Source organism: Mesorhizobium sp. M6A.T.Cr.TU.016.01.1.1 (assembly GCF_003952585.1).
Classification (GTDB): Bacteria; Pseudomonadota; Alphaproteobacteria; order Rhizobiales; family Rhizobiaceae; genus Mesorhizobium; species Mesorhizobium mediterraneum.
The window spans coordinates 2,034,080-2,054,526 of record NZ_CP034452.1 but is presented as its reverse complement, the minus strand read 5'-3'; the positions used below and the strand labels follow the sequence as shown (position 1 = coordinate 2,054,526).

Sequence of the window (20,447 nt, the reverse complement as noted above, 5' to 3'; positions counted from 1 at the left end):
TGGGGCATGCATAAAACCAAGAAGGCGGCGGGGATCGTCGGCAGGACTGTCGGCGGTCGCCGTCGCGACTTTGTCGACTCAGCCCGGCGGGTTCCGCGGCACGACCGGCTTGAGGCGCACGCCCCTGCCACCGCGCTCGCTGGCCTGGTTCTCGCCGATCAGTTCCACGCCGGCCCCATCGAGGGCCTGGATGACCTTCATCAGCGTATCGACCACGCCCCTGACCACGCCGTCGCTCGCTTCCATGCGCTGAATGGTTGGAAGCGAAACCCCGGCGCGCTCGGCGAGCGTCTTCTGATCGATGCCGGCCAGCGCCCTTGCGGCGCGCATCTGCGCGGCAGTGATCATCGGCTAAAAACCCCCGTCTTAGTCTGCATTCCCATGCATAATACTATCATTTTGATGGTTCAAGCATCATGATGCATATGTCAGACATGCACGCACCAAGATCGGTTGTATCCTGCAGAGCTTGTGCGCCAGCTGGGACAGCAGGCCCTCGGCTGTCGAGAATTTTCGAGGAGAATTAGCCGCGGCGTCGTTCAGGCGTCGGTCTGCCCGCGCCATCGCTGCAACGCCCATGCGGCCAGCCAGCATAGCATCGCCCAGGCGAAGCCGGCGCACCACCCGGCCAGCACGTCGGACGGCCAATGAACGCCGAGATAAACGCGGCTGATGCCGACCAGCAATGTCGTCAGTACGGCAAGTGCCAGCACATAGATTTTGGTCGTTCGCCCAGGCAGGAAGCGCGACGCCATGCTGCCCAGCGTCAAATATGTCACCGCCGACAGCATCGCATGGCCGCTCGGAAACGAAAGCGTCGCCACGTCGGCGAGATGCGAGACCAGATCGGGGCGCGGCCGGTCGATTCCGAGCTTCAGCGTGCTCGACAGGGCCTGCCCGCCCGCCACTGCCACGAAAACGAGAAACGCTGGTCCCGGTCTGTGGATCAGCAGCAGATAGACGATCACCGCAGCAGTGATCAGCACGAGCACGCTGGCGCTGCCGAGGCTGGTGATGTCGCGCATCGCTCCTTCCAGCCATGGCGGTCCGATCGGATTGTCGGGCTGGCCCGCTTCACGGAAGGCGAGCAGGATTTCCGTATCGAAGGCGTGCGGCGTGGTGGCTCGCGCCACCTCCATCAGCTCCTCGAACCCCCACAGTCCGCCGGCGATGACCAGTCCGGCCAGCAGCACTGGGAATTCGATCCAGTTAAGCAACTTGTTTGCGGTATTCTTCATCGACCTAATCGCCTACAGCGCCGCGCGTCCTTTGGACGCGCAAAGGACGCGGTAGCGCTTTAATTTTGCGCATGATCCCCAGCGAAAATTGATTCCGATTTTCGGGGTCATGCGCAATCACAGTTTTTGCAGATAGGGCCCGAGCGTGATCAGCGCCACCGCTGCGACGGCGAGCACGATGCCGGTCGCCTGCAACGCATTGACGCGCTCGCCGAAGAACACCAGCGCCACCACGTTCACGGATACCAGCTGGATCACCGCCGACAGGCTGAACGACACCGACATGCCGAATTCACGGATCAGCCTCAGCATGATCAGATTGCCCAGCGAATAGAGCGCCAGGGTCAAAACGATCTTGCCGAGGCTCGGCGCCAGTCCCCATTGCTTCGCCGCCGTCGCCGCCAGAAGGAAGATCACTGTAGAAATGCCGAGCTGCCCCAGTCCCCAAAAACTCACTTTTTGTCCCTCTCGAAGCGGTGCTTCCGCGCCTGCAGCAGATCTTGTTTCCGAAGCGTCGGTCGCGGTCAAGCGGGGCTGATCATGGACATGAAATCGGGGCTGGAAATTGGCCGGCAACGTCATCAAACTGTGATCTCCCGGCGATACGCGGTCAGTCAAGCAAGACGCTCCAGCCATCCCAAAGAAGCCAGAGGCAAGCCCCCCATGACCGAACATCGCTCGTCTGAACATCGCTCGACCGAACATCGCTCCCCCGACGCCAAGTTCCGCACCAGTCTGCTCGAGGAAAACGATGGGCCAGGAACCAATCCCACTGACAACAAGACGATGGGCGAGATCATCGCCGCGCGTTTCTCGCGCCGCGGTTTTCTACAGGGATCGCTCGCGGCAACCGCCATCGCCGTCACCGTCAGCCCGCTCGCGCTGATCCTCGCCGACGATGCCCGCGCCGCCGGCGGCTCGGCCTTCACCTTCGACGAGGTCGAGGCAGGCGTCGACGACAAGCATCATGTCGCTCCGGGCTATGACGCCGACGTGCTGCTGCGCTGGGGCGATCCGCTGTTTGCCGATTCGCCGGAATTCGATCCGACTAAACAGTCGGCGCAGGCCCAGGAAAGACAGTTTGGCTACAACAACGACTATGTCGGCTACATCCCGCTCGACGGCTCGGCCGAGCATGGCCTGCTGGTGGTCAACCACGAATACACCAACCCGCATCTGATGTTCCCGGGCCTCGTCACCATCGTCGATGGTGAGGCCAAGCAGGCGCCGCTGAGCAAGGAACAGGTCGATGTCGAGATGGCCGCGCATGGCGGCACCATCGTCGAGATCCGCAAGGTATCAGGCAAATGGCAGGTGGTGCGCGACGGCAATCTCAATCGCCGCATCACCTCCAACACCGAGATCGCGCTGTCCGGCCCCGTCGCGGGCCACGACCGCGTCAAGACCAATGCCGATCCGACCGGCACCAAGGTCATTGGCACCGTCAACAATTGCGCCGGCGGCGTCACGCCCTGGGGCACCTATGTCATGGCCGAGGAAAACATCCATGGCTATTTCTCGGGCGAACTGCCGGCCGGTCACGCGGAAGCGGCCAACTACAAGCGCCTGGGCATTCCCGAAGGCGCCTATGAGTGGGCAGCGCATTACGACCGCTTCGATATCGGCAAGGAACCGAACGAGCCGAACCGTTTTGGCTGGATCGTCGAGGTCGATGTCAACGATCCGACTTCGATGCCGAAGAAGCGCACTGCCATGGGCCGCTTCAAGCATGAGGGTGCCGAATCGATCGTCGCCAAGGATGGCCGCGTCGTTTTCTATCTCGGCGACGACGAGCGCTTCGACTATGTCTACAAGTTCGTCACCACAGGCAAGTTCAACGCCGAGGACCGCGCCGCCAACATGGATCTTCTCGACGACGGCACACTCTACGTCGCCAAATTCGCCGAGGACGGTACGCTTGAATGGCTTCCCATCGTCTTCGGTCAGGGCCCGTTGACGAAGGAGAACGGCTTTGCAAGTCAGGCCGACGTGCTGATCGAGACGCGCCGTGCCGCCGACCTGCTCGGCGCCACCAAAATGGATCGCCCCGAGGACATCCAGCCCAATGCCGCCAATGGCAAGGTCTATGTCATGCTGACCAACAATTCGAAGCGCAAGGCCGATCAGGTCGACGCCGCCAACCCGCGCGCCGAAAACGCTTTTGGTCACATTATCGAGATCGTCGAGGACGGTGGCGATTTCACTGCTGCCAAGGGCAAGTGGGAAGTGCTCTTGAAATGCGGCGATCCCTCGGTGGCCGAAGTCGGCGCCACCTTCTCGACCGCAACGACCGCCAATGGCTGGTTCGGTATGCCGGATAATTGCGCCATCGATGCGGCCGGCCGGCTCTGGGTCTCGACCGACGGCCAGGGTCCGAAGGCGACCGGTCGCACCGACGGCCTGTGGGCGGTCGACACGGAAGGCGAGGCGCGGACAACTTCAAAGCTGTTCTTCCGCGTACCGATCGGCGCCGAGATGTGCGGCCCGCTATTCACGCCCGACGATCAGACCGCCTTCGTCGCGGTCCAGCATCCGGCCGATGGTGGCGAAGACTGGGAGGCTTTTGGCCGTCCCTCTTACTACGAGGACCTGTCGACCCGCTGGCCCGACTTCAAGCCCGACATGCCGGTGCGGCCGTCGGTCGTCGCCATCACCAAACAGGGCGGCGGCAAGATCGCGGTCTAGGGATCGGCTCGCTCCAAAGTACACGCTGATAAGTCGTGAAGGAGGGGTTTCGGCTCGACCGAAGCCCCTCTTTTTTATGCCCAATTGCCAGTTTATGCCCAATTGCTGAGATTCCGTTCCGTTCTCGCTGCCACCACTCATCGGTGTTCACCACGCCGGTTGCGCTCTAAATGGGACATGCGCGATATGATCGACAATCAGACCGCCCAATGCGACTGATTCGAAGCCCGCGGGCTGGCGGGTATTCCCAATAGCGAAGCGCGGCACGCGGAACCTCGACCATGCCCTCCTTGCGCATTCATTTCGACCGCCTGCTCGAAGGCGCAGCGCCGAAGGTAGAGCGGCGGGAGCTGACGCATGTCGAGCGCCTGGCGCTGGTGCGCCGGCATGGCGATTTTTCGCTCGCCTATTCGACCGCCGTCCAGCGCAACCTTTCCTATTTCGGCGACGCTGACGGCTACATCGCCTTCGGTACCAAGATGAAGCACCATTTCGCGCTCGGCGACCCGGTGGTTCACCCGCCCGATCGGCCCGACTACATCAGGCGTTTCGTCGAGGCCGCCGACAACCCGTGGTTCGTGCAGATCGGCGAACAGACGGCGCGCGTGCTCGCCGGGCTCGGATACCAGGTCAATCGTCTCGGCGTGGATACGCGGCTGGTCCTGCCCGCCCATGATTTTTCCGGAAAGCGCAACGAAACCGTGCGCTATTCCGAGCGATGGCTGTTGAAGAAGGGGTTTTCCTTTGCCGAGGACAAGCGGACCATCTTTCTCGACGAGATCCAGCGACTATCGCAGAATTGGCGAGCGGACCGCATCGTCAAGCGATGGGAGATGGCCTTCCTCAACCGTCCCTTCAGCGATCATCTCGGCGTCGACATGCGCCGCTTCGTCCTGCATGGCCCCAATGGCGAGCTCGTGGCCTTGCTCGACTTCGATCCCCTGTTCAGCGGCGGCGAGGTGATCGGCTACACCACCTCGTTCAAGCGCAAGCACGTCGATGCCACGCCGCATGCCGAGATCGGCCTGACCAAATTCGCGGTCGACCGCTTCCGCGAGCAAGGCATCTCCGTCGTCACGCTCGGCCTGTCGCCGCTTGTCGACATCGGACCCAGCGGATTTGCCGAAAGCGACTTCTGGCGCACCTCTTTCCAGCGCGCCTATGGTTCGCCATGGATCAATCGCCGCAAGTTCAACCTGCAGGGGCAGGCTGCTTTCAAACGCCGCTTCCACGGCATCGAGGAGCCGACCTACGTCGCCTTCCGCAAGGGGACCTTCGTCGGGATGCTGGGGCTGCTCCGCTTGGTCAAGTCCATTTGAAAGCGGCCATTTGACCGATTTGGCGGGGTCAGTTCCGCAGCCGGTAGCCGGTCCTGAAAATCCAAGCGACGATCGCTATGCAGATAAGCAGGAAAACGACGGTCATGCCGAGGCTGATGCCGATCGAGACGTCGGACTTGCCGTAGAAACTCCAGCGAAAGCCGCTGACCAGATAGAGGACAGGATTGAACAGCGTCACCGTGCGCCAGATGCCGGGCAGCATATCGATCGAATAGAAGCTGCCGCCAAGGAAGGTCAGCGGCGTGATGATCAGCAGCGGCACCAGCTGCAGCTGCTCGAAGCTCCTCGCCCAGATGCCGATGATGAAACCGAACAGGCTGAACGTCACCGCCGTCAGCACCAGGAAGGCGAGCATCCAGAACGGATGCTCGATGGTCAGCGGCACGAACAGTGACGCGGTCGCCAGGATGATCAGGCCGAGTATGATCGACTTGGTCGCCGCACCCCCGACATAGGCAACGATGATCTCCAGATAGGACACCGGCGCTGACAGCAATTCGTAGATCGAGCCGACGAATTTCGGGAAATAGATGGCGAAGGAGGCGTTGGAGATCGACTGCGTCAGCAGCGACAGCATGATCAGCCCCGGCACGATGAAGGCGCCGTAGCTGATGCCGTCGATCTCGGTGATGCGCGAGCCGATGGCCGAGCCGAAGACGACGAAATAGAGCGATGTCGAGATGACCGGTGAGACGATGCTCTGCAGCACGGTCCGAAAGGCGCGCGCCATCTCCATCTTGTAGATCGCCCAGACTGCTCGCAGGTTCATGCGTCCTTCCTCACCAGATTGACGAAGATCTCCTCGAGCGAGCTGTTTTGCGTGTCGATATCGCGGAACTGGATGCCGGCCGTCTCAAGGTCGCGGAGCAGCGAGGCGACGCCCGGCCGTTCGCTCTGGTTGTCATAGGTATACGTCAGTTGGTCACCGTTCGGCGAAAGCTCCAGCGCATAACGCGAAAACGTCTCGGGTATGGCGGCGAGCGGGCTGCGTAGCTCCAGCAACAGTCGTTTGCGGCCAAGCGTGCGCATCAGTTCGGCCTTGTCCTCGACCAGCACGATCTCGCCGCGATTGATGACGCCGACGCGGTCGGCCATCGCCTCGGCCTCCTCGATATAGTGCGTGGTCAGGATGATGGTTACGCCATCCTCGCGCAGCCGGCGCACCATCGCCCACATGTCCTGGCGCAGCTCGACGTCGACGCCGGCTGTCGGCTCGTCGAGGAACAGCACCCTCGGTTCGTGCGACAGCGCCTTGGCGATCATCAGCCGCCGCTTCATGCCGCCGGACAGGGTGATCGCCTTGGCGTCCTTCTTGTCCCACAACGACAGGTCGCGCAGCACCTTCTCGACGAAGGCGGGGTTGGCCGGCTTGCCGAACAGGCCGCGGCTGTAGCTGACAGTCGCCCATACGCTCTCGAACGCGTCGATGGTCAGTTCCTGCGGCACCAGCCCGATCAGGCTGCGCGCAGCCCGATAATCCCGGCTGATATCGTGGCCGTCCACGGTGACCGTGCCCGACGAGCGGTTGACGATACCGCAGACGATCGAGATCAGCGTTGTCTTGCCGGCGCCATTCGGCCCGAGCAGCGCAAAGATCTCGCCGCGCTCGATATCGAGGTTGATCTCCTTCAGCGCCTTGAAACCGGTAGCGTAGGTCTTGGTGACCCCGGAAATGGAAATGATGGAGGGCATGGCTGAAAAACGGCTGCTTGAAAGAGGTCTGTTGATTTTAATCCGCTGAATGTCGGTGCGCGCAGCCGGAAGTCAATGGCACTCCTGACAGTTCTGGACATTGGCCTGCGAAGACGCATCCACCCCTGCCGCAGTCGTGCGGTCGCACGCCGGTCTGTTCACCAGGCGATACAAGGCAGAGCCGCACCGGTCGGCAATGCCGCCGCAGACGGAAAAGCGAGCCTTTTCCTGTCCGAAACGGATGAACGGCTCAACAAGTACAAGCTCGGATCCTTGCGGTCCAAGCGGGTCGGAATGTTCACCGTGATGACCAACCAACCCACAGATCATCGAGTCCAGGATCAGGGATGAATAATCCCGTCCTGCGGCGTTCCGCCTCGCGTGACGCCACGCCGCTTTGACCGTTCGGCGCATCCGGCCTATCTTCTGCCACATAAGCAGCAGCCGGAACCCGCTATGGACCCGCTCATCCTTTCGCGCATTCAGTTCGGCGCGAATATCTCGTTCCATATCCTGTTTCCGGCTATCACCATTGCGCTTGGCTGGATGCTGCTGTTCTTCAAGCTTCGCTATAACGCCACAGGCGATTCCGCCTGGATGCGCGCCTATTTCACCTGGGTGAAGGTGTTCGCGCTGTCCTTCGCCATGGGCGTGGTTTCGGGCGTCACTATGAGCTTTCAGTTCGGCACCAACTGGCCGGGTTACATGAAGACCGTCGGCAACATAGCCGGCCCGCTGCTCGCTTATGAGATCCTCACCGCTTTCTTCCTCGAGGCAGCGTTCCTCGGCATCATGCTGTTCGGCTTCCGCCGCGTCTCCAACCGCATCCACACAATGGCAACCGTGCTGGTGGCCGGCGGCACCACCCTGTCCGCCTTCTGGATCATAGCGCTCAATTCGTGGATGCAGACGCCGGTCGGCTTCGAGATGCGCGACGGGGTCGCCCACGCCGTCGACTGGTGGGCCATCGTCTTCAATCCGTCCATGCCCTACCGGCTCGTCCACATGCTGCTTGCCTCCGGCCTGACGGTTTCGTTCCTGATCGCCGGCCTGTCGGCGCTGCGCTATCTCTATGGCGACCGCTCGGAATCGATGTGGAAGGCATTGCGCACCGGTGTCTTCACTGCGGCGATCCTGATCCCCATCCAGATCTTCGCCGGCGACCAGCATGGCCTTAACACACTGGAGCATCAGCCGCAGAAGATCGCCGCCATGGAGGCAAACTGGAACACCGGTCCCAACGTGCCGCTGGTCCTTTTTGCGCTTCCCGACGAGGCGGCCAAGGAGAACAAATTCGAGCTGACCATCCCCGACGGGGCCAGCCTCATCCTCAGGCACAGCGCCAGTGGGGTCGTGCCGGGGCTGAACGACTATCCCGGCAATCATCCGCCGGTCTTCCCGGTGTTCTGGGGTTTCCGCATCATGGTCGGTACCGGCATTCTGATGCTTGTCGTCTCCTGGTCGGCGGCCTTCTTCCTCAAGCGTCGTCATAGCCTGCCGAAGCCGCTCGCCCTGGCGATGGTTCCGATGGCGTTGTCCGGCTGGCTGGCGACGCTGGCCGGCTGGTACACCACCGAGATCGGCCGCCAGCCCTGGCTGGTCACCGGCGTGCTGAAAACTGTCGATGCCGTCGGCCCGGTCGCCGGCAGCCATGTCGCACTGACGCTTGCGATATACCTCATCCTCTACGTGCTGCTTCTGATCGCCTATCTCGGCGTGCTGGTGCATCTGGCGCTGAAGGCAGCGAAGGACGGCGACGCCTCGCCGCTGCCCGGCGTTCTCGACGCGCCGCTGTCGCAGCCGGTTGCCCAACCAGGAGAACGGTGATGACCTTCGATTGGCCGACCCTGCTCCCTTTGATCTTCGCCGGCCTGATGGGCCTCGCCATCCTGATCTACGTCATCCTCGACGGCTTCGACCTCGGCATCGGCATCCTGTTCGCAGTGGCCGAGGATGCCGAGCAGGACACCATGATCGCCGCGATTGGCCCGTTCTGGGACGCCAACGAGACCTGGCTGGTGCTGGCCGTCGGCCTGCTGCTGGTTGCCTTCCCGCTGGCGCACGGGCTCATCCTCGGCGCGCTCTATATCCCGGTCTTCCTGCTTCTGGTCGGCCTGATCCTGCGCGGCGTCGCCTTCGATTTCCGCGCCAAGGTGCCGGCCGGCAGGAAGCACCGCTGGAACCGCATCTTCTTGCTCGGTTCCGTCATTGCCTCGCTGGCGCAGGGCTACATGCTGGGCGTCTATGTGCTCGGGCTCGATTTCGGCCTGGCGGGCATCGCCTTCGGCGCGCTGGTGGCGCTCTGCCTTGCCGCTGCCTATGCGGCGATGGGCGCGGCTTGGGTCATCTACAAAACGGAAGGCGACCTGCAGAAGAAGGCGGTGCTCTGGCTGCGCAGGGCGCTGGTGCTGACCGCGCTAGGCATGGTCGCCGTCTCACTGGCCACGCCGCTCGCCAGCCCGCGTATCTTCGACAAATGGTTCGTCTGGCCCGCCATGCTCTATCTGTCGCCGCTGCCGATCTTGTCGGCGGTGCTGTTCGGGTGGCTGTGGTGGCAGACCTTCCATCTGCCGAAGGCGGACGATCGCCATGCGCTTATGCCGTTCCTGACGCTGGCCGCCATCTTCACGCTCGGCTTTGCCGGCCTAGCCTGGTCGTTCTATCCCTTCGTCGTGCCCGACAGGCTGACCATCTGGCAGGCGGCGTCGGCGCCCGAAAGCCTCGCCATCATCCTGGCCGGCACGGTCGTCGTGCTGCCGATCATCATCTTCTATTCGTTCTATGCCTATCGCGTCTTCGGCGGCAAGGCGACGGATCTGACCTACGATTGACCGGCAAGCGCCGCGATCCGGCGGTGTTCCCATGACCCAGCGGAAATAGAATATTCATCTTCCGGGGCAATAACCCTTCTTCGACAGTCCGGCCCCTGCTGCGCGGGCGAGAAGAAGGACAATGCAATGAGCGGTGTCCCCGTCGCATCAGATCGAGTGGCCTTGGTCCTGATCCGCATGATCGCTCTGATCGCGGCGCTTGCCTTGGCCGGCCTGCTGCCGTTCCTGCAGCCGGCGCATGCCCAGGAAACGGCCAACTGGACCGGTGCCAACTGGACCGGTGTTTGGGACACGAAATGGCGCGGCGGCGGCGCCGAGATCACGTTCGAGCAGACCGGCGCCGAGGTGAAGGGCGTCTACCCGCTCTATAATGGCCGCATCGAGGCAAAGGCCGAAGGTGAAAAGCTTGTCGGACGCTGGTTCGAGGGCAATCGCCAGGGCGCTTTCCTCTTCGTTCAGTCGCCCGACGGCGAGAGCTTCATGGGGCGCTTCGAAACCGCTACTGCCGAATGGTGGACAGGCGTGCGCGTCAGCGCCGTCGAGGAGATCCGTGTCGACCAGACCAGCCCGATGACGACCATGCGCTCGTTCCTGCAGGCGATGAACGAGAGCGGCGCCGACAATGTGCCGCGCGCAACCGGCGGCGGCATGGGCCTCGCCGCCCGAGCGGCCGGGTTGGTCGATGTCGCCGACGCCGACCGTGGCGGCCTCAACATGCCCGACTACACCAAGCTTCTGTTCAATGTCATCGACAATGCGACCTTCCGCCTCTGGAGCCTGCCGCATGACGCGATCGCGGGCGACGAGGTGAGCGCCAAGCTCCAGCAATATGGCACCAACGTCTCCTTCGACGTCACCTTCCGCCGCAGACAAGGCGAGTGGTTCATCGTCGGGCCGCCGCTCGGCCCGCTCCAGGCCAAGCTCGCCGAATTCCAGGCGGCCCGCGGCGAAGCCGTCGACATGGTCGACAGTCCGAGCAAGCTTGCCTCGCCGCGCGATGCGTTCAAGGTGCTGCTCAGCGGCGTTACCGAGGCCGGCGACCCGGCACAGGCGGCGCTTGATCTGCGCGATTACACTCCAGCCGTGCGCGCCGACGAGGCGGTCCTTCTCGAGCGGTATCTGAAGAAGGTCATCGATCGTATCGGCTATGTCTACTGGCAGGAAATTCCGGACGATCCCAAAAGCAACACGCCCTATGTCTATTTCGAGCATCCGTCCGGCAACATCGTCATCGGCCCGGTGGAAACGGACCCCGCTGGCACCGGCAACGGCAAGATCTGGCAATTCACGCCCGAGACGCTCGCCAACATCCGCACGCTCTATGCCGATGTAGAAGAGGTCCCGGTGGCGCCGGAATTCGCCGCTTTCGCCAGCAACGACCCGTTCTTCGCCACGCGTGGCCTGGCGCGCGAGATCAGCCCCCGCCTGCTCACCCGCGCCGGACCGATGGAGCGCTGGCAATGGTGGATGCTCGGCCTCGCAGTGCTGGCCGGCATTGCCTTCGGCTTCATCGCCAATGCGGTCATTTCCTTTTTTGCGCCCAGTCAGAATCGTTCGCAGCGGTCGGGTTTCTTACGCGTCGTCGAATGGGCGGTGCGCGCGATCTTCCTAGGTCTTTTCCTTTTGGTGGCATTGCGCCCGCTTGGCCTGCCGCAAGTGGTCGCAGCACCAGTGAAGGCAGTGGCCTGGAGCCTGATCGTGATCGGCTTCGTTCCGGTGGTCTGGCATCTGATCGGCAGGATCGCCGATCGTTACCGCAATATGTGGCAGGTGCCCGGCTATCACGACACGCTGATCTCGCTGTCCACCGGCGTGGCCCGCGTGGCCGTGCTGGTCGTCGCCTTCCTGCTGTTGGCCGAAGTGCTTGCCATCCCCTATGAAGGCGTCATCGCCGGCCTCGGCATCGGCGGCCTCGCCGTGGCGCTGGCGGCGCAGCCGACGCTGCAGAATTTCCTCTCCGGCCTCACGCTCTACGCCGACCGGCCGGTCAGCGTCGGCGACTTCTGCAAGTTCGGCGGACAGTCGGGCACCATCGAGCATATCGGCATGCGCTCGACCCGCATAAGATCGCCCGACCGCACAATCATCTCGGTGCCCAATTCGGACTTCGCCGGCATGCAGATCGAAAATTACGCGCATCGCGACCGCACCCGTTTCGCGACGACGCTGCAATTGCGCTACGAGACCACGCCCGATCAGTTGCGCTATACTTTGGCCGAGCTGCGCAAGCTGCTGATCGCGCATCCGCGCGTCATCGACGATCCGTGTCACGTGCGCTTTGTCGGCTTCGGCCCCTATTCGCTCGACATCGAGGTGTCGACCTATGTCATGACGGCGGACGGGTCCGAGTTCCTCGCCATACGGGAGGATATCCTTTTGTCCATCATCAACATCATGGACGATGCCGGCACGCAGTTCGCCTTCCCCTCGCAGTTGGAGTACACCGCCGCCGATCTGCCGGCCGACGAGGAAAAACGCATCGCGGCCGAAAAACGGGTCAGCGACTGGCGCGAGGCGGAAAACCTGCCTTTCCCCGACTTCAGCCAGATCGAGAAGCTCGCCCTCAACAACACCCACGCCTATCCGCCGCAGGGCTCGGCGCATTTTCGCGAGACGAAGCCCGCCCCGACATCGACTGCGGCCGGGGCCACGCCGGAAAAGCTGCGCTGGAGCCTGCCGTGGCGCAAAGGGACGGCATAGCGGACCGTACGCTCCGCACGACGCCAAACCCGCCACAAGAATTATCTGCACAATATTTAGGCAACCTGCCAGTCGGGCGGCATGGGTCGCGAAAGCGGCCTTATCCAATCCTACAGGGGAAGCCCGATTCCCGCCGATTTCGATGGTTTGGCATGTCTGTTGCTTTGCCCTGGCGACCAATTGGTTTGTCCAGTCAAAGGGGAAAATAATGAACCGTCGCAATGTGTGCATGCTGGCCTTGGCCGCCGTGGTCGGAATGGCCATGGCTCCGTCTTCGCAGGCGCGGGCTGACGCCTTGAGCGACATCGGCGCGCGGGGCACCGTCCGCATCGCCGTTCCACAGGATTTCCCGCCCTTCGGCAGTGTTGGCGCCGACATGACGCCGCAAGGCTACGATATCGACATCGCCAATCTGATTGGCGAAAAGCTCGGCGCCAAGGTCGAGATCGTCCCGGTCACCAGCGCCAACCGCATTCCCTATCTTCAGACCAACAAGGTCGACCTGGTCATCTCCAGCCTCGGCAAGAATCCCGATCGCGAGAAGGTCATCGACTTCTCCGAGGCCTACGCCCCCTTCTACAACGGCGTGTTCGCTCCGGCGGATGTCGCGGTCGCAAAGGCGGAAGACCTCGCCGGCAAGACCATTGGCGTCACCCGCGGCGCGATCGAAGACCTCGAACTGACCAAGGTCGCCCCCGCGAGCGTTGAGATCAAGCGCTACGAGGACAATAACGGCACGATTTCAGCCTTCCTTTCGGGCCAGGTCGAGGTGATCGCGACCGGGAATGTCGTCGCCGCCGCCATTATCGAAAAGAACCCGCCCAAGCGGCCCGAGCTCAAATTCCTGATCAAGAACTCGCCTTGCTACATCGGCATGAACAAGGAGCAGCCGGCGTTGATGGCCAAGGTCAACGGGATCATCGCCGCCGCCAGGTCCGACGGCGCCCTCAACGCGATTTCGCAAAAATGGCTGAAGGTGGACCTGCCGGCTGACCTGTGATCGCCGCCCGCCGCGTGTGGTTTAGGTCAGACAGCAAGCCATGACCTATCAGTTCGATTTCGGCTGGCTGATCGATTCTCTGCCGGTGCTGCTCAAGGGCATCCGGATCACCGTGCAGCTCATCCTGATCGGCGCGGTGTTCGGCGTGGCATTGGGCATAGCCTGTGCCTGGGTGCGCGCCCTCGGGCCGAAATGGCTGAAACCCGTCGTCGCGACCTATGTCGAGCTGATCCGCAACACGCCCTTTCTGATCCAGCTGTTCTTCATCTTCTTCGGCCTGCCGTCGCTTGGCATCAGGATGTCGGAACTGAGCGCGGCCAACCTCGCCATGATCGTCAACCTCGGCGCCTACAGCTGCGAGATCATCCGCGCCGGCATCCAGGCCACGCCACGCGGCCAGTTCGAAGCCGGCGCGAGCCTCGCCATGACCCCGTTCCAGACCTTCTGGCACGTGGTTCTGGTCCCGGCGCTGCAGCGCATCTGGCCTGCGCTGTCGTCGCAGATCGTCATCGTCATGCTTGGTTCTGCCGTCGTTTCGCAGATCGCCGCCGAGGACCTGACCTTCGCCGCCAACTTTATCCAGTCGCGCAATTTCAGGGCCTTCGAAACCTACATCGTCTCCACCTTGATCTACCTGGCCCTCGCCATCCTGCTGCGCCAGATGCTGGCTGGCCTGGGCTGGATGCTGTTCCTGAGGAAGGCGTCGCGATGAGACATGCGCCATGACCGAGTTCAGCTTCTGGGACATCCTGCGTAACCTGCTTTTGGCCGCCCGCTGGACCGTTGTCCTCTCGCTGGTCTCCTTCATCGGTGGCGGCATCGTCGGAGCGGCCCTGCTTTTCCTGCGCATCGGCGGCCGGCGTTGGGCACGGCTTCTATCACGCGGCTACATCCAGCTGTTCCAGGGCACGCCGCTCCTGATGCAGCTCTTTCTCGCTTTCTTCGGCCTTGGCCTGTTCGGCATCGACGTTCCCGCCTGGCTTGCCGCTTGTGTCGCGCTCATCCTGTGGACCGCCGCCTTCCTCGCCGAGATCTGGCGCGGCTGCGTCGAGAGCATCGCCAAGGGCCAGTGGGAGGCGTCCGCCAGCCTCGGCATGGGTTATCTCCAGCAGATGCGCTACGTCATCCTGCCGCAGGCGCTGAAAGTGGCAGTGCCGCCGACGGTCGGCTTCTCGGTGCAGGTGGTGAAGGGCACCGCGCTCACCTCCATTATCGGCTTCGTCGAATTGTCGAAGGCCGGTTCGATCGTCACCAACGCCACGTTCCAGCCGTTCACCGTCTATGGCCTGGTCGCGCTCATCTACTTTGCTTTGTGCTGGCCGCTGTCGAAATCCAGCCAGCTCCTGGAAAGGAAGCTCAATGTCGCTCATCGCAATCACTGAGGTGAAGAAGCGCTTCGGCGACAGTGAGGTGCTGAAGGGGATTTCCATCGACATCGCGCCGGGCGAGGTCGTCGCCATCATCGGCAAGAGCGGTTCGGGCAAGTCGACGCTGCTGCGCTGCATCAACGGGCTGGAGACCATCGATGAAGGCTCGATCGTCGTCGCCGGCGCCCAGTTCCTGCCCGACGAGGTTCATCTCAAGGCGCTGCGCCTGAAGGTCGGCATGATTTTTCAGCAATTCAACCTGTTCCCGCATCTCACGGCTGGCGGCAATGTCATGCTGTCGCAGATGGTGGTGAAGAAGACGCCGAAAAAGGACGCCGAAGCGGTCGCACGTAAAATGCTCGATCGCGTCGGTCTCGCCCACAAGTTCGACGCATTGCCGGACGAACTGTCCGGCGGCCAGCAGCAGCGCGTGGCGATCGCCCGGGCGCTCGCCATGCAGCCCATCGCGCTGCTATGCGACGAGATCACCTCGGCGCTCGACCCCGAACTCGTTGCCGAAGTGCTGGCCGTCGTCAAGGAATTGGCTGCGGAAGGCATGACGCTGGTGATGGTCACCCATGAGATGCGCTTCGCCCGCGATGTCTGCTCGCGCGTCGTCTTCATGCATCAGGGCCGCGTCCACGAGATCGGCGCCCCCGAGGACGTCTTCGCCAACCCGAGGACGCCGGAGCTCAGGCAATTTCTGGGCGTGCAATAATCCATGTCGCCCAAAAGTGCGCAGCGGTTTTGGGACAACGACAAGAACCGCGGCACAGCAACGCCGGCAATCCTTCACGCCCCCCTCTGGCCTGCCGGCCATCTCCCCCACGAGGGGGGAGATTGGATGTCACCTCGGCCTTCGCCAATCTCCAACGTTGAAGGAAGGGCGGGATGGCAAAGCTGCCGATCTCCCCCCAAGTGGGGGAGATGTCCGGCAGGACAGAGGGGGGCGCTGTCCCGCCGACGTCTGATGGGCAGGCGTCGCCGTCCGCCGCCCGCGAAAAGAAAATCAGCTCTTGTTGGCGGCCATCACCAGCACCGGCTTCTCGCTGTAGAGATCCGGAAAGAGCGTCTTCAAATTCTCGACCTTGGGCAGGTCGTTGTAGACGATGTAGGGATAGGTCGGGTTCAGCGTCAAAAAGTCCTGGTGATAGTCCTCGGCCGGGTAGAAGGGTTTTCCGGTCTCCAGCGTGGTCACGATCGGCTCCGGAAACACCTTCGCCTTGTCGAGCTGGGCGATGTAGCTCTCGGCGATCTTCTTCTGGGCGTCGCTTTCGGCAAAGATCGTCGAACGGTATTGGGGGCCGCGGTCCGGCCCCTGATAGTTCAGTTGCGTCGGGTTGTGCGCGACCGAGAAATACACCTGCAGCAACTGGCCGTAGGTCACCTCTGTCGGCTCGTAGGTAATCTCGACGGCTTCGGCGTGCCCGGTCCGGCCGGTGCCGACCGTCTCGTAGACGGCGGTGTCCTTGTCGCCGCCGGCATAGCCGGAGACGGCGCTGGTCACGCCCCTGACGTGCTGGAACACGCCTTGCACGCCCCAGAAGCAGCCGCCGGCGAAGACCGCCTTCTCGGTGCCGCTAGCGGGTTTTTCGTCCATCGCCGGCGGCGGGATCACCACCGCCGCCTCGGCCGAGATCGCCGGCGTCTGCCACAAGGCGGCGCCGGCCGCGGCGAGCATCAGCGCCGCAAGAGCGCTCCTGGCGAAGCGCGTCGACCTTCTCGCAAATGGTTCTCGAATACCGGTCATGTCTGATCTCCCATGATGGTGTTGTGACTATAGAACATTTGGGTCCGCCGGCGTCTCACATTGCCGTGCATATTGGGCCGTGCGTTTTTGGATTGCTGCGCCGGCGCAGGTTGCCCGCGCCGGGCCGCCAAGGCCGTCCCCGACCTGGACAGGGACGGCTAGGGACTGCCGAGGCCGACAAGACCTACTTGGCCATCCCCATCGCGTCGCAGGCCTTCGTTGCCTCGTCCTTCTTCATCGCGTCGGTTGCCATGGCTGCCTTGTCCATGCAGTCCTTCATCTTTTCGGCGGCCATCGGGTCGGCCGGCTTCATCGCGTCGGTAGCCATGGCATCGGCGGGCTTCATGGCATCCGTGGCCATCGGGTCGGCGGGCTTCATCGCATCCTCGGCGCGGGCGATGCCACCGGCGAAAAGCGCCGTCGAGCAAAGCGCGAAGGCAAGCGCCGGCAGCGTCAGGCGGGTGAAGTCGGTCATGCTGGTCTCCTCTGGAGTTGGTGGCGCGCCGGAAATGGCGATCCCATCAGCTCTTCGCCGCGACCTGAGACTTCGTTACAGCCATCACTGCTTCGTGATCGGTTCGCCCCGGTTGTCACCGCCAGCGCGATCCCCAGGGACGATCGAGTCGCCGCGACAGCGGCCCAAACGACAACGCCGCCCGGCGACGGCCGGGCGGCGTTGTGATGAGGCGTTATGCGATTGCGAGGCCTTGCGGCGCCCTGCTGCGGGGGCCAGCCTATTGTGTGAGCACCGTTTCCGAAGGCCGCTTGTTGAAACCGCACCTGCCCGTCACGGTGTAGAAGAAGTCGGCATCGGTTACGGTGTTGTTGGTCAGGGAACCGCCATCTTCCCATGCTTGACTGCTGGCGATGTTGCACGGCACGGCCGTAAAGATGTCCACCGTCGTACTGGCTTTGGTCTTGACCTTGTCGATAAACAGTCGGCCAGACGTGACCGGATCGTCCGATCGCAGGGTTTCTTTCGTGCCCTTGGGCAGCTTACTACCGCCAAGACCAGGATTGGGATTCGGAATCTTCATCTCCAGATAGAGCGCGTCCATGTCCTTCACGTCGACCACCGCGCCGGCGCCAGTGGCGGGGTACATGGTGTTGACACAGGTGGTCGCGTATTTCTTGCCGTTGGAGTCGGTCTGGGTGATCGTGGTGGTGGGCAAGCCGTAAAAGCTCGTCACCGTTGTGGTCGTGCATACTTGTTTCTGGGCCAGCGTCTCTGTCGATCCGTTGATCGTATACACATTGGACGTTCCGTAGCCTTTCGGATCGCCATACCTGTTGTGTACGTAGGAGATCTTCATCAGCTTGTTGGCCAACGTGTCACCGAACTTGGTGCCGTACAGCGTCATCGTCTTGTCCCAATAGCCCGAGATCTTGTCGACCTTGAATGTGGCCGCTATCAGCGCCGGCCTCTTGCGCACCGCCGAGGCAACCCCGATCTGCACCGTTGGGACGTGGGCGATCTGCATGAAATTGGTCGGCATGGCGAAGCCGGCCGAAGCGTTGATGGTGGCAGTGCCGTCGGCGGCGACGACGAAGCCGTCGAGTTTGGCAGTGCCTTGCCCGCTATTGGCGGCAAATGACTCCTGCAGCTTAATCTGACGGTCCGCCAATGACGTGTCCGTCGGCAGCGTCGTAATCGACAGGGTCGCGGCATCGAGCGCGTTCTGCATCGATGCCTTGGTCGAAACGGCCGAGTTGTAGTCGAGCGAAAAGCCAAGGGTGGCAATCATCGGGATAAGCGCGATGGCGAGTATCGGCGCAAGGGAGCCGCTCTCGGAGTTGAGAAAATGACGTCCTGCTTGCAGCATGTCTTGGTTCCCCCAAACGGTGACGGGGTGTGCCCTATCACGCAGGGCGCGAACTATGCTCTAACGGGATGGATCAAAGTTTAACGAGTTTGCTCCCGCGGCCGGCAGGACAAGCGCTTCAGCCAAATGCTGGCGTCCAATGCATGCGCAGCGACTGGCCGCACACCCGGCCGCTTGCCCGGGCAAGCTGCCCCTGCTAAAGCCGCCCCATCATGACAACGCCGATCAAGAACATCCGCAATTTCTCCATCGTCGCCCATATCGACCATGGCAAATCCACGCTTGCCGACCGGCTGATCCAGTCCACCGGCGGGCTGGAGCTGCGCGACATGAAGGAGCAGGTGCTGGACTCGATGGACATCGAGCGCGAGCGCGGCATCACCATCAAGGCGCAGACCGTCAGGTTGAAATACCACGCCAGCAATGGCGAGGACTATATCCTCAACCTGATCGACACGCCCGGCCATGTCGACTTCGCCTACGAAGTGTCGCGGTCGCTGGCCGCCTGCGAGGGCTCGCTGCTGGTCGTCGATGCCTCGCAAGGCGTCGAGGCGCAGACGCTGGCCAATGTCTACCAGGCGATCGACAACAACCACGAGATCGTCGTGGTGCTGAACAAGGTCGACCTGCCGGCCGCCGAGCCCGAGCGCATCCGCGAGCAGGTCGAGGAGGTGATCGGCATCGATGCCTCCAACGCCGTGCTGATCTCGGCCAAGACCGGCCTCGGCATTCCCGACGTGCTCGAAGCCATCGTCAACGAATTGCCGCCGCCGCGCGAGGGCGACATCGCGGCGCCGCTCAAGGCGATGCTGGTCGACAGCTGGTACGACGCCTATCTCGGCGTCATCGTGCTGGTCCGCGTCATCGACGGCGTGCTGAAGAAGGGCCAGACCATCCGCATGATGGGCACCGGCGCCAAGTACCTGGTCGAGCGCACCGGCGTCTTCACGCCTGCCCGCATCAATGTCGACGAGCTCGGCCCCGGCGAGTTCGGCTTCTTCACCGGCTCGATCAAGGAAGTGGCCGACACCCGCGTCGGCGACACCATCACCGAGGACAAGCGCCAGACGGCGCAGGCGCTGCCAGGCTTCAAGCCGGCGCAGCCGGTGGTGTTCTGCGGCCTGTTCCCCGTCGACGCCGCCGATTTCGAGGATCTGCGCGCCGCGGTCGGCAAGCTGCGCCTCAACGACGCTTCTTTCTCTTATGAAATGGAAACCAGCGCCGCGCTAGGCTTCGGCTATCGCTGCGGCTTCCTTGGCCTCTTACATCTGGAAATCATCCAGGAGCGGCTGGAGCGCGAGTTCAACCTCGACCTCATCGCCACCGCGCCCTCGGTCGTCTATCGGCTGCTGCTGAACGACGGCACGACGAAGGAACTGCACAACCCGGCCGACATGCCCGACGTGGTCAAAATCCAGGCCATCGAGGAGCCGTGGATCCGCGCCACCATCCTCACCCCGGACGAGTATCTCGGCGGCATCCTAAAGCTGTGCCAGGACCGGCGCGGCATCCAGGCCGACCTGTCCTATGTCGGCAAGCGCGCCATGCTCATCTACGATCTGCCGCTCAACGAGGTCGTCTTCGACTTCTACGACCGGCTGAAGTCGATCTCCAAGGGCTACGCCTCCTTCGACTATCACCTGACCGACTATCGCGAGGGCGACCTGGTGAAGATGTCGATCCTGGTCAACGAGGAGCCTGTCGACGCGCTGTCGATGCTGGTCCACCGCACGGCAGCGGAAAAGCGCGGCCGGCTGATGTGCGAGAAGCTCAAGGAGCTGATCCCGAACCATCTGTTCAAGATCCCGATCCAGGCCGCCATCGGCGGCAAGGTCATCGCCCGCGAGACGATCTCGGCGCTGCGCAAGGACGTCACGGCCAAATGCTACGGCGGCGACGTCTCGCGCAAGCGCAAGCTGCTCGACAAGCAGAAAGAGGGCAAGAAGCGGATGCGCCAGTTCGGCAAGGTGGATATCCCGCAGGAGGCGTTTATTCAGGCGCTGAAGATGGGGGATTGAAGA

At 62.7% G+C, this 20,447-nt stretch carries 18 protein-coding genes; 10 read left to right on the top strand and 8 right to left on the bottom strand.

Features of this window, described 5'->3' with window-relative positions:
- Window positions 1–78 precede the first annotated feature (78 nt).
- The 3 genes from EJ075_RS09620 to EJ075_RS09610 form a co-directional block, all read right to left on the bottom strand.
- On the bottom strand, window positions 79–348 hold the full coding sequence (locus EJ075_RS09620) for a helix-turn-helix transcriptional regulator (RefSeq protein WP_095484696.1): 270 nt from the start codon (window positions 346–348) through the stop codon (window positions 79–81).
- A 191-nt stretch (window positions 349–539) separates the two neighbouring features.
- The gene (locus EJ075_RS09615) at window positions 540–1,238 is read right to left on the bottom strand and encodes a phosphatase PAP2 family protein (protein ID WP_126104186.1); all 699 of its coding nucleotides are present in this window, start codon (window positions 1,236–1,238) and stop codon (window positions 540–542) included.
- A 117-nt stretch (window positions 1,239–1,355) separates the two neighbouring features.
- The gene (locus EJ075_RS09610; RefSeq protein WP_095485095.1) at window positions 1,356–1,694 is read right to left on the bottom strand and encodes a hypothetical protein; all 339 of its coding nucleotides are present in this window, start codon (window positions 1,692–1,694) and stop codon (window positions 1,356–1,358) included.
- A gap of 207 nt (window positions 1,695–1,901) precedes the next feature.
- Between EJ075_RS09610 and EJ075_RS09605 the strand changes: the two genes are divergently transcribed.
- Together EJ075_RS09605 and EJ075_RS09600 are read left to right on the top strand one after the other, a co-directional pair.
- A complete protein-coding gene (locus tag EJ075_RS09605; protein ID WP_126104185.1) occupies window positions 1,902–3,923 on the top strand; it encodes a PhoX family phosphatase in 2,022 nt (673 codons plus the stop codon).
- A gap of 281 nt (window positions 3,924–4,204) precedes the next feature.
- Window positions 4,205–5,242 (top strand): phosphatidylglycerol lysyltransferase domain-containing protein, encoded by a 1,038-nt coding sequence (locus EJ075_RS09600; protein WP_126104184.1) that lies wholly within the window; start codon window positions 4,205–4,207, stop codon window positions 5,240–5,242.
- 28 nt (window positions 5,243–5,270) lie between these two features.
- Here the strand turns inward: EJ075_RS09600 and EJ075_RS09595 are convergent, their stop codons facing one another.
- Both EJ075_RS09595 and EJ075_RS09590 read right to left on the bottom strand, forming a co-directional pair.
- Complete coding sequence (locus tag EJ075_RS09595; RefSeq protein WP_095484692.1) at window positions 5,271–6,032, bottom strand: ABC transporter permease; 762 nt, start codon at window positions 6,030–6,032, stop codon at window positions 5,271–5,273.
- Window positions 6,029–6,955, bottom strand: coding sequence for an ABC transporter ATP-binding protein (locus EJ075_RS09590; protein ID WP_095484691.1), 927 nt, complete (start codon window positions 6,953–6,955; stop codon window positions 6,029–6,031). Before EJ075_RS09590 ends, EJ075_RS09595 begins: the two co-directional genes overlap by 4 nt.
- Before the next feature lie 456 nt (window positions 6,956–7,411).
- Between EJ075_RS09590 and EJ075_RS09585 the strand changes: the two genes are divergently transcribed.
- The 7 genes from EJ075_RS09585 to EJ075_RS09555 all read left to right on the top strand — a co-directional run bounded on the left by EJ075_RS09585 (window position 7,412) and on the right by EJ075_RS09555 (window position 15,571).
- Window positions 7,412–8,782 (top strand): cytochrome ubiquinol oxidase subunit I, encoded by a 1,371-nt coding sequence (locus tag EJ075_RS09585; RefSeq protein ID WP_095484690.1) that lies wholly within the window; start codon window positions 7,412–7,414, stop codon window positions 8,780–8,782.
- Window positions 8,782–9,786, top strand: a complete 1,005-nt coding sequence (locus EJ075_RS09580) for a cytochrome d ubiquinol oxidase subunit II (protein ID WP_126104183.1) — start codon at window positions 8,782–8,784, stop codon at window positions 9,784–9,786. Before EJ075_RS09585 ends, EJ075_RS09580 begins: the two co-directional genes overlap by 1 nt.
- A gap of 126 nt (window positions 9,787–9,912) precedes the next feature.
- Window positions 9,913–12,486: a mechanosensitive ion channel family protein gene (locus EJ075_RS09575; RefSeq protein ID WP_126104182.1), complete on the top strand. Its 2,574-nt coding sequence runs from the start codon at window positions 9,913–9,915 to the stop codon at window positions 12,484–12,486.
- A 229-nt stretch (window positions 12,487–12,715) separates the two neighbouring features.
- Entirely contained in the window at window positions 12,716–13,486 is a 771-nt protein-coding gene (locus EJ075_RS09570; protein WP_126107291.1) for a transporter substrate-binding domain-containing protein, read from the top strand.
- Window positions 13,487–13,526: 40 nt separating this feature from the next.
- On the top strand, window positions 13,527–14,198 hold the full coding sequence (locus tag EJ075_RS09565; protein ID WP_095484687.1) for an amino acid ABC transporter permease: 672 nt from the start codon (window positions 13,527–13,529) through the stop codon (window positions 14,196–14,198).
- A 10-nt stretch (window positions 14,199–14,208) separates the two neighbouring features.
- Window positions 14,209–14,868, top strand: a complete 660-nt coding sequence (locus EJ075_RS09560) for an amino acid ABC transporter permease (RefSeq protein WP_126104181.1) — start codon at window positions 14,209–14,211, stop codon at window positions 14,866–14,868.
- Window positions 14,846–15,571, top strand: coding sequence for an amino acid ABC transporter ATP-binding protein (locus EJ075_RS09555; protein WP_126104180.1), 726 nt, complete (start codon window positions 14,846–14,848; stop codon window positions 15,569–15,571). The genes EJ075_RS09560 and EJ075_RS09555 overlap by 23 nt, the downstream gene beginning before the upstream one ends.
- 291 nt (window positions 15,572–15,862) lie before the next feature.
- On the opposite strand, the gene msrA is transcribed toward EJ075_RS09555, so the two are convergent.
- The 3 genes from msrA to EJ075_RS09535 form a co-directional block, all read right to left on the bottom strand.
- The gene (gene msrA, locus EJ075_RS09545) at window positions 15,863–16,603 is read right to left on the bottom strand and encodes a peptide-methionine (S)-S-oxide reductase MsrA (RefSeq protein WP_126104179.1); all 741 of its coding nucleotides are present in this window, start codon (window positions 16,601–16,603) and stop codon (window positions 15,863–15,865) included.
- A 184-nt stretch (window positions 16,604–16,787) separates the two neighbouring features.
- A complete protein-coding gene (locus EJ075_RS09540; RefSeq protein ID WP_126104178.1) occupies window positions 16,788–17,078 on the bottom strand; it encodes a pentapeptide MXKDX repeat protein in 291 nt (96 codons plus the stop codon).
- Between the two features lie 259 nt (window positions 17,079–17,337).
- Window positions 17,338–18,426 (bottom strand): TadE/TadG family type IV pilus assembly protein, encoded by a 1,089-nt coding sequence (locus tag EJ075_RS09535; protein WP_126104177.1) that lies wholly within the window; start codon window positions 18,424–18,426, stop codon window positions 17,338–17,340.
- Between the two features lie 212 nt (window positions 18,427–18,638).
- Between EJ075_RS09535 and lepA the strand changes: the two genes are divergently transcribed.
- Window positions 18,639–20,444, top strand: coding sequence for a translation elongation factor 4 (gene lepA, locus EJ075_RS09530; RefSeq protein ID WP_126104176.1), 1,806 nt, complete (start codon window positions 18,639–18,641; stop codon window positions 20,442–20,444).
- Window positions 20,445–20,447: the final 3 nt, after the last annotated feature.

Excerpts from the sequence above, each read along its gene's own strand:
- EJ075_RS09620 (WP_095484696.1), bottom strand. The coding sequence starts at position 348 with ATGATCACTGCCGCGCAGATGCGCGCCGCAAGGGCGCTGGCCGGCATC.
- EJ075_RS09615 (WP_126104186.1), bottom strand. The coding sequence starts at position 1,238 with ATGAAGAATACCGCAAACAAGTTGCTTAACTGGATCGAATTCCCAGTG.
- EJ075_RS09605 (WP_126104185.1), top strand. The coding sequence starts at position 1,902 with ATGACCGAACATCGCTCGTCTGAACATCGCTCGACCGAACATCGCTCC.
- EJ075_RS09600 (WP_126104184.1), top strand. The coding sequence starts at position 4,205 with ATGCCCTCCTTGCGCATTCATTTCGACCGCCTGCTCGAAGGCGCAGCG.
- EJ075_RS09595 (WP_095484692.1), bottom strand. The coding sequence starts at position 6,032 with ATGAACCTGCGAGCAGTCTGGGCGATCTACAAGATGGAGATGGCGCGC.
- EJ075_RS09590 (WP_095484691.1), bottom strand. The coding sequence starts at position 6,955 with ATGCCCTCCATCATTTCCATTTCCGGGGTCACCAAGACCTACGCTACC.
- EJ075_RS09585 (WP_095484690.1), top strand. The coding sequence starts at position 7,412 with ATGGACCCGCTCATCCTTTCGCGCATTCAGTTCGGCGCGAATATCTCG.
- EJ075_RS09580 (WP_126104183.1), top strand. The coding sequence starts at position 8,782 with ATGACCTTCGATTGGCCGACCCTGCTCCCTTTGATCTTCGCCGGCCTG.
- EJ075_RS09575 (WP_126104182.1), top strand. The coding sequence starts at position 9,913 with ATGAGCGGTGTCCCCGTCGCATCAGATCGAGTGGCCTTGGTCCTGATC.
- EJ075_RS09570 (WP_126107291.1), top strand. The coding sequence starts at position 12,716 with ATGCTGGCCTTGGCCGCCGTGGTCGGAATGGCCATGGCTCCGTCTTCG.
- EJ075_RS09565 (WP_095484687.1), top strand. The coding sequence starts at position 13,527 with ATGACCTATCAGTTCGATTTCGGCTGGCTGATCGATTCTCTGCCGGTG.
- EJ075_RS09560 (WP_126104181.1), top strand. The coding sequence starts at position 14,209 with ATGACCGAGTTCAGCTTCTGGGACATCCTGCGTAACCTGCTTTTGGCC.
- EJ075_RS09555 (WP_126104180.1), top strand. The coding sequence starts at position 14,846 with ATGTCGCTCATCGCAATCACTGAGGTGAAGAAGCGCTTCGGCGACAGT.
- msrA (WP_126104179.1), bottom strand. The coding sequence starts at position 16,603 with ATGACCGGTATTCGAGAACCATTTGCGAGAAGGTCGACGCGCTTCGCC.
- EJ075_RS09540 (WP_126104178.1), bottom strand. The coding sequence starts at position 17,078 with ATGACCGACTTCACCCGCCTGACGCTGCCGGCGCTTGCCTTCGCGCTT.
- EJ075_RS09535 (WP_126104177.1), bottom strand. The coding sequence starts at position 18,426 with ATGCTGCAAGCAGGACGTCATTTTCTCAACTCCGAGAGCGGCTCCCTT.
- lepA (WP_126104176.1), top strand. The coding sequence starts at position 18,639 with ATGACAACGCCGATCAAGAACATCCGCAATTTCTCCATCGTCGCCCAT.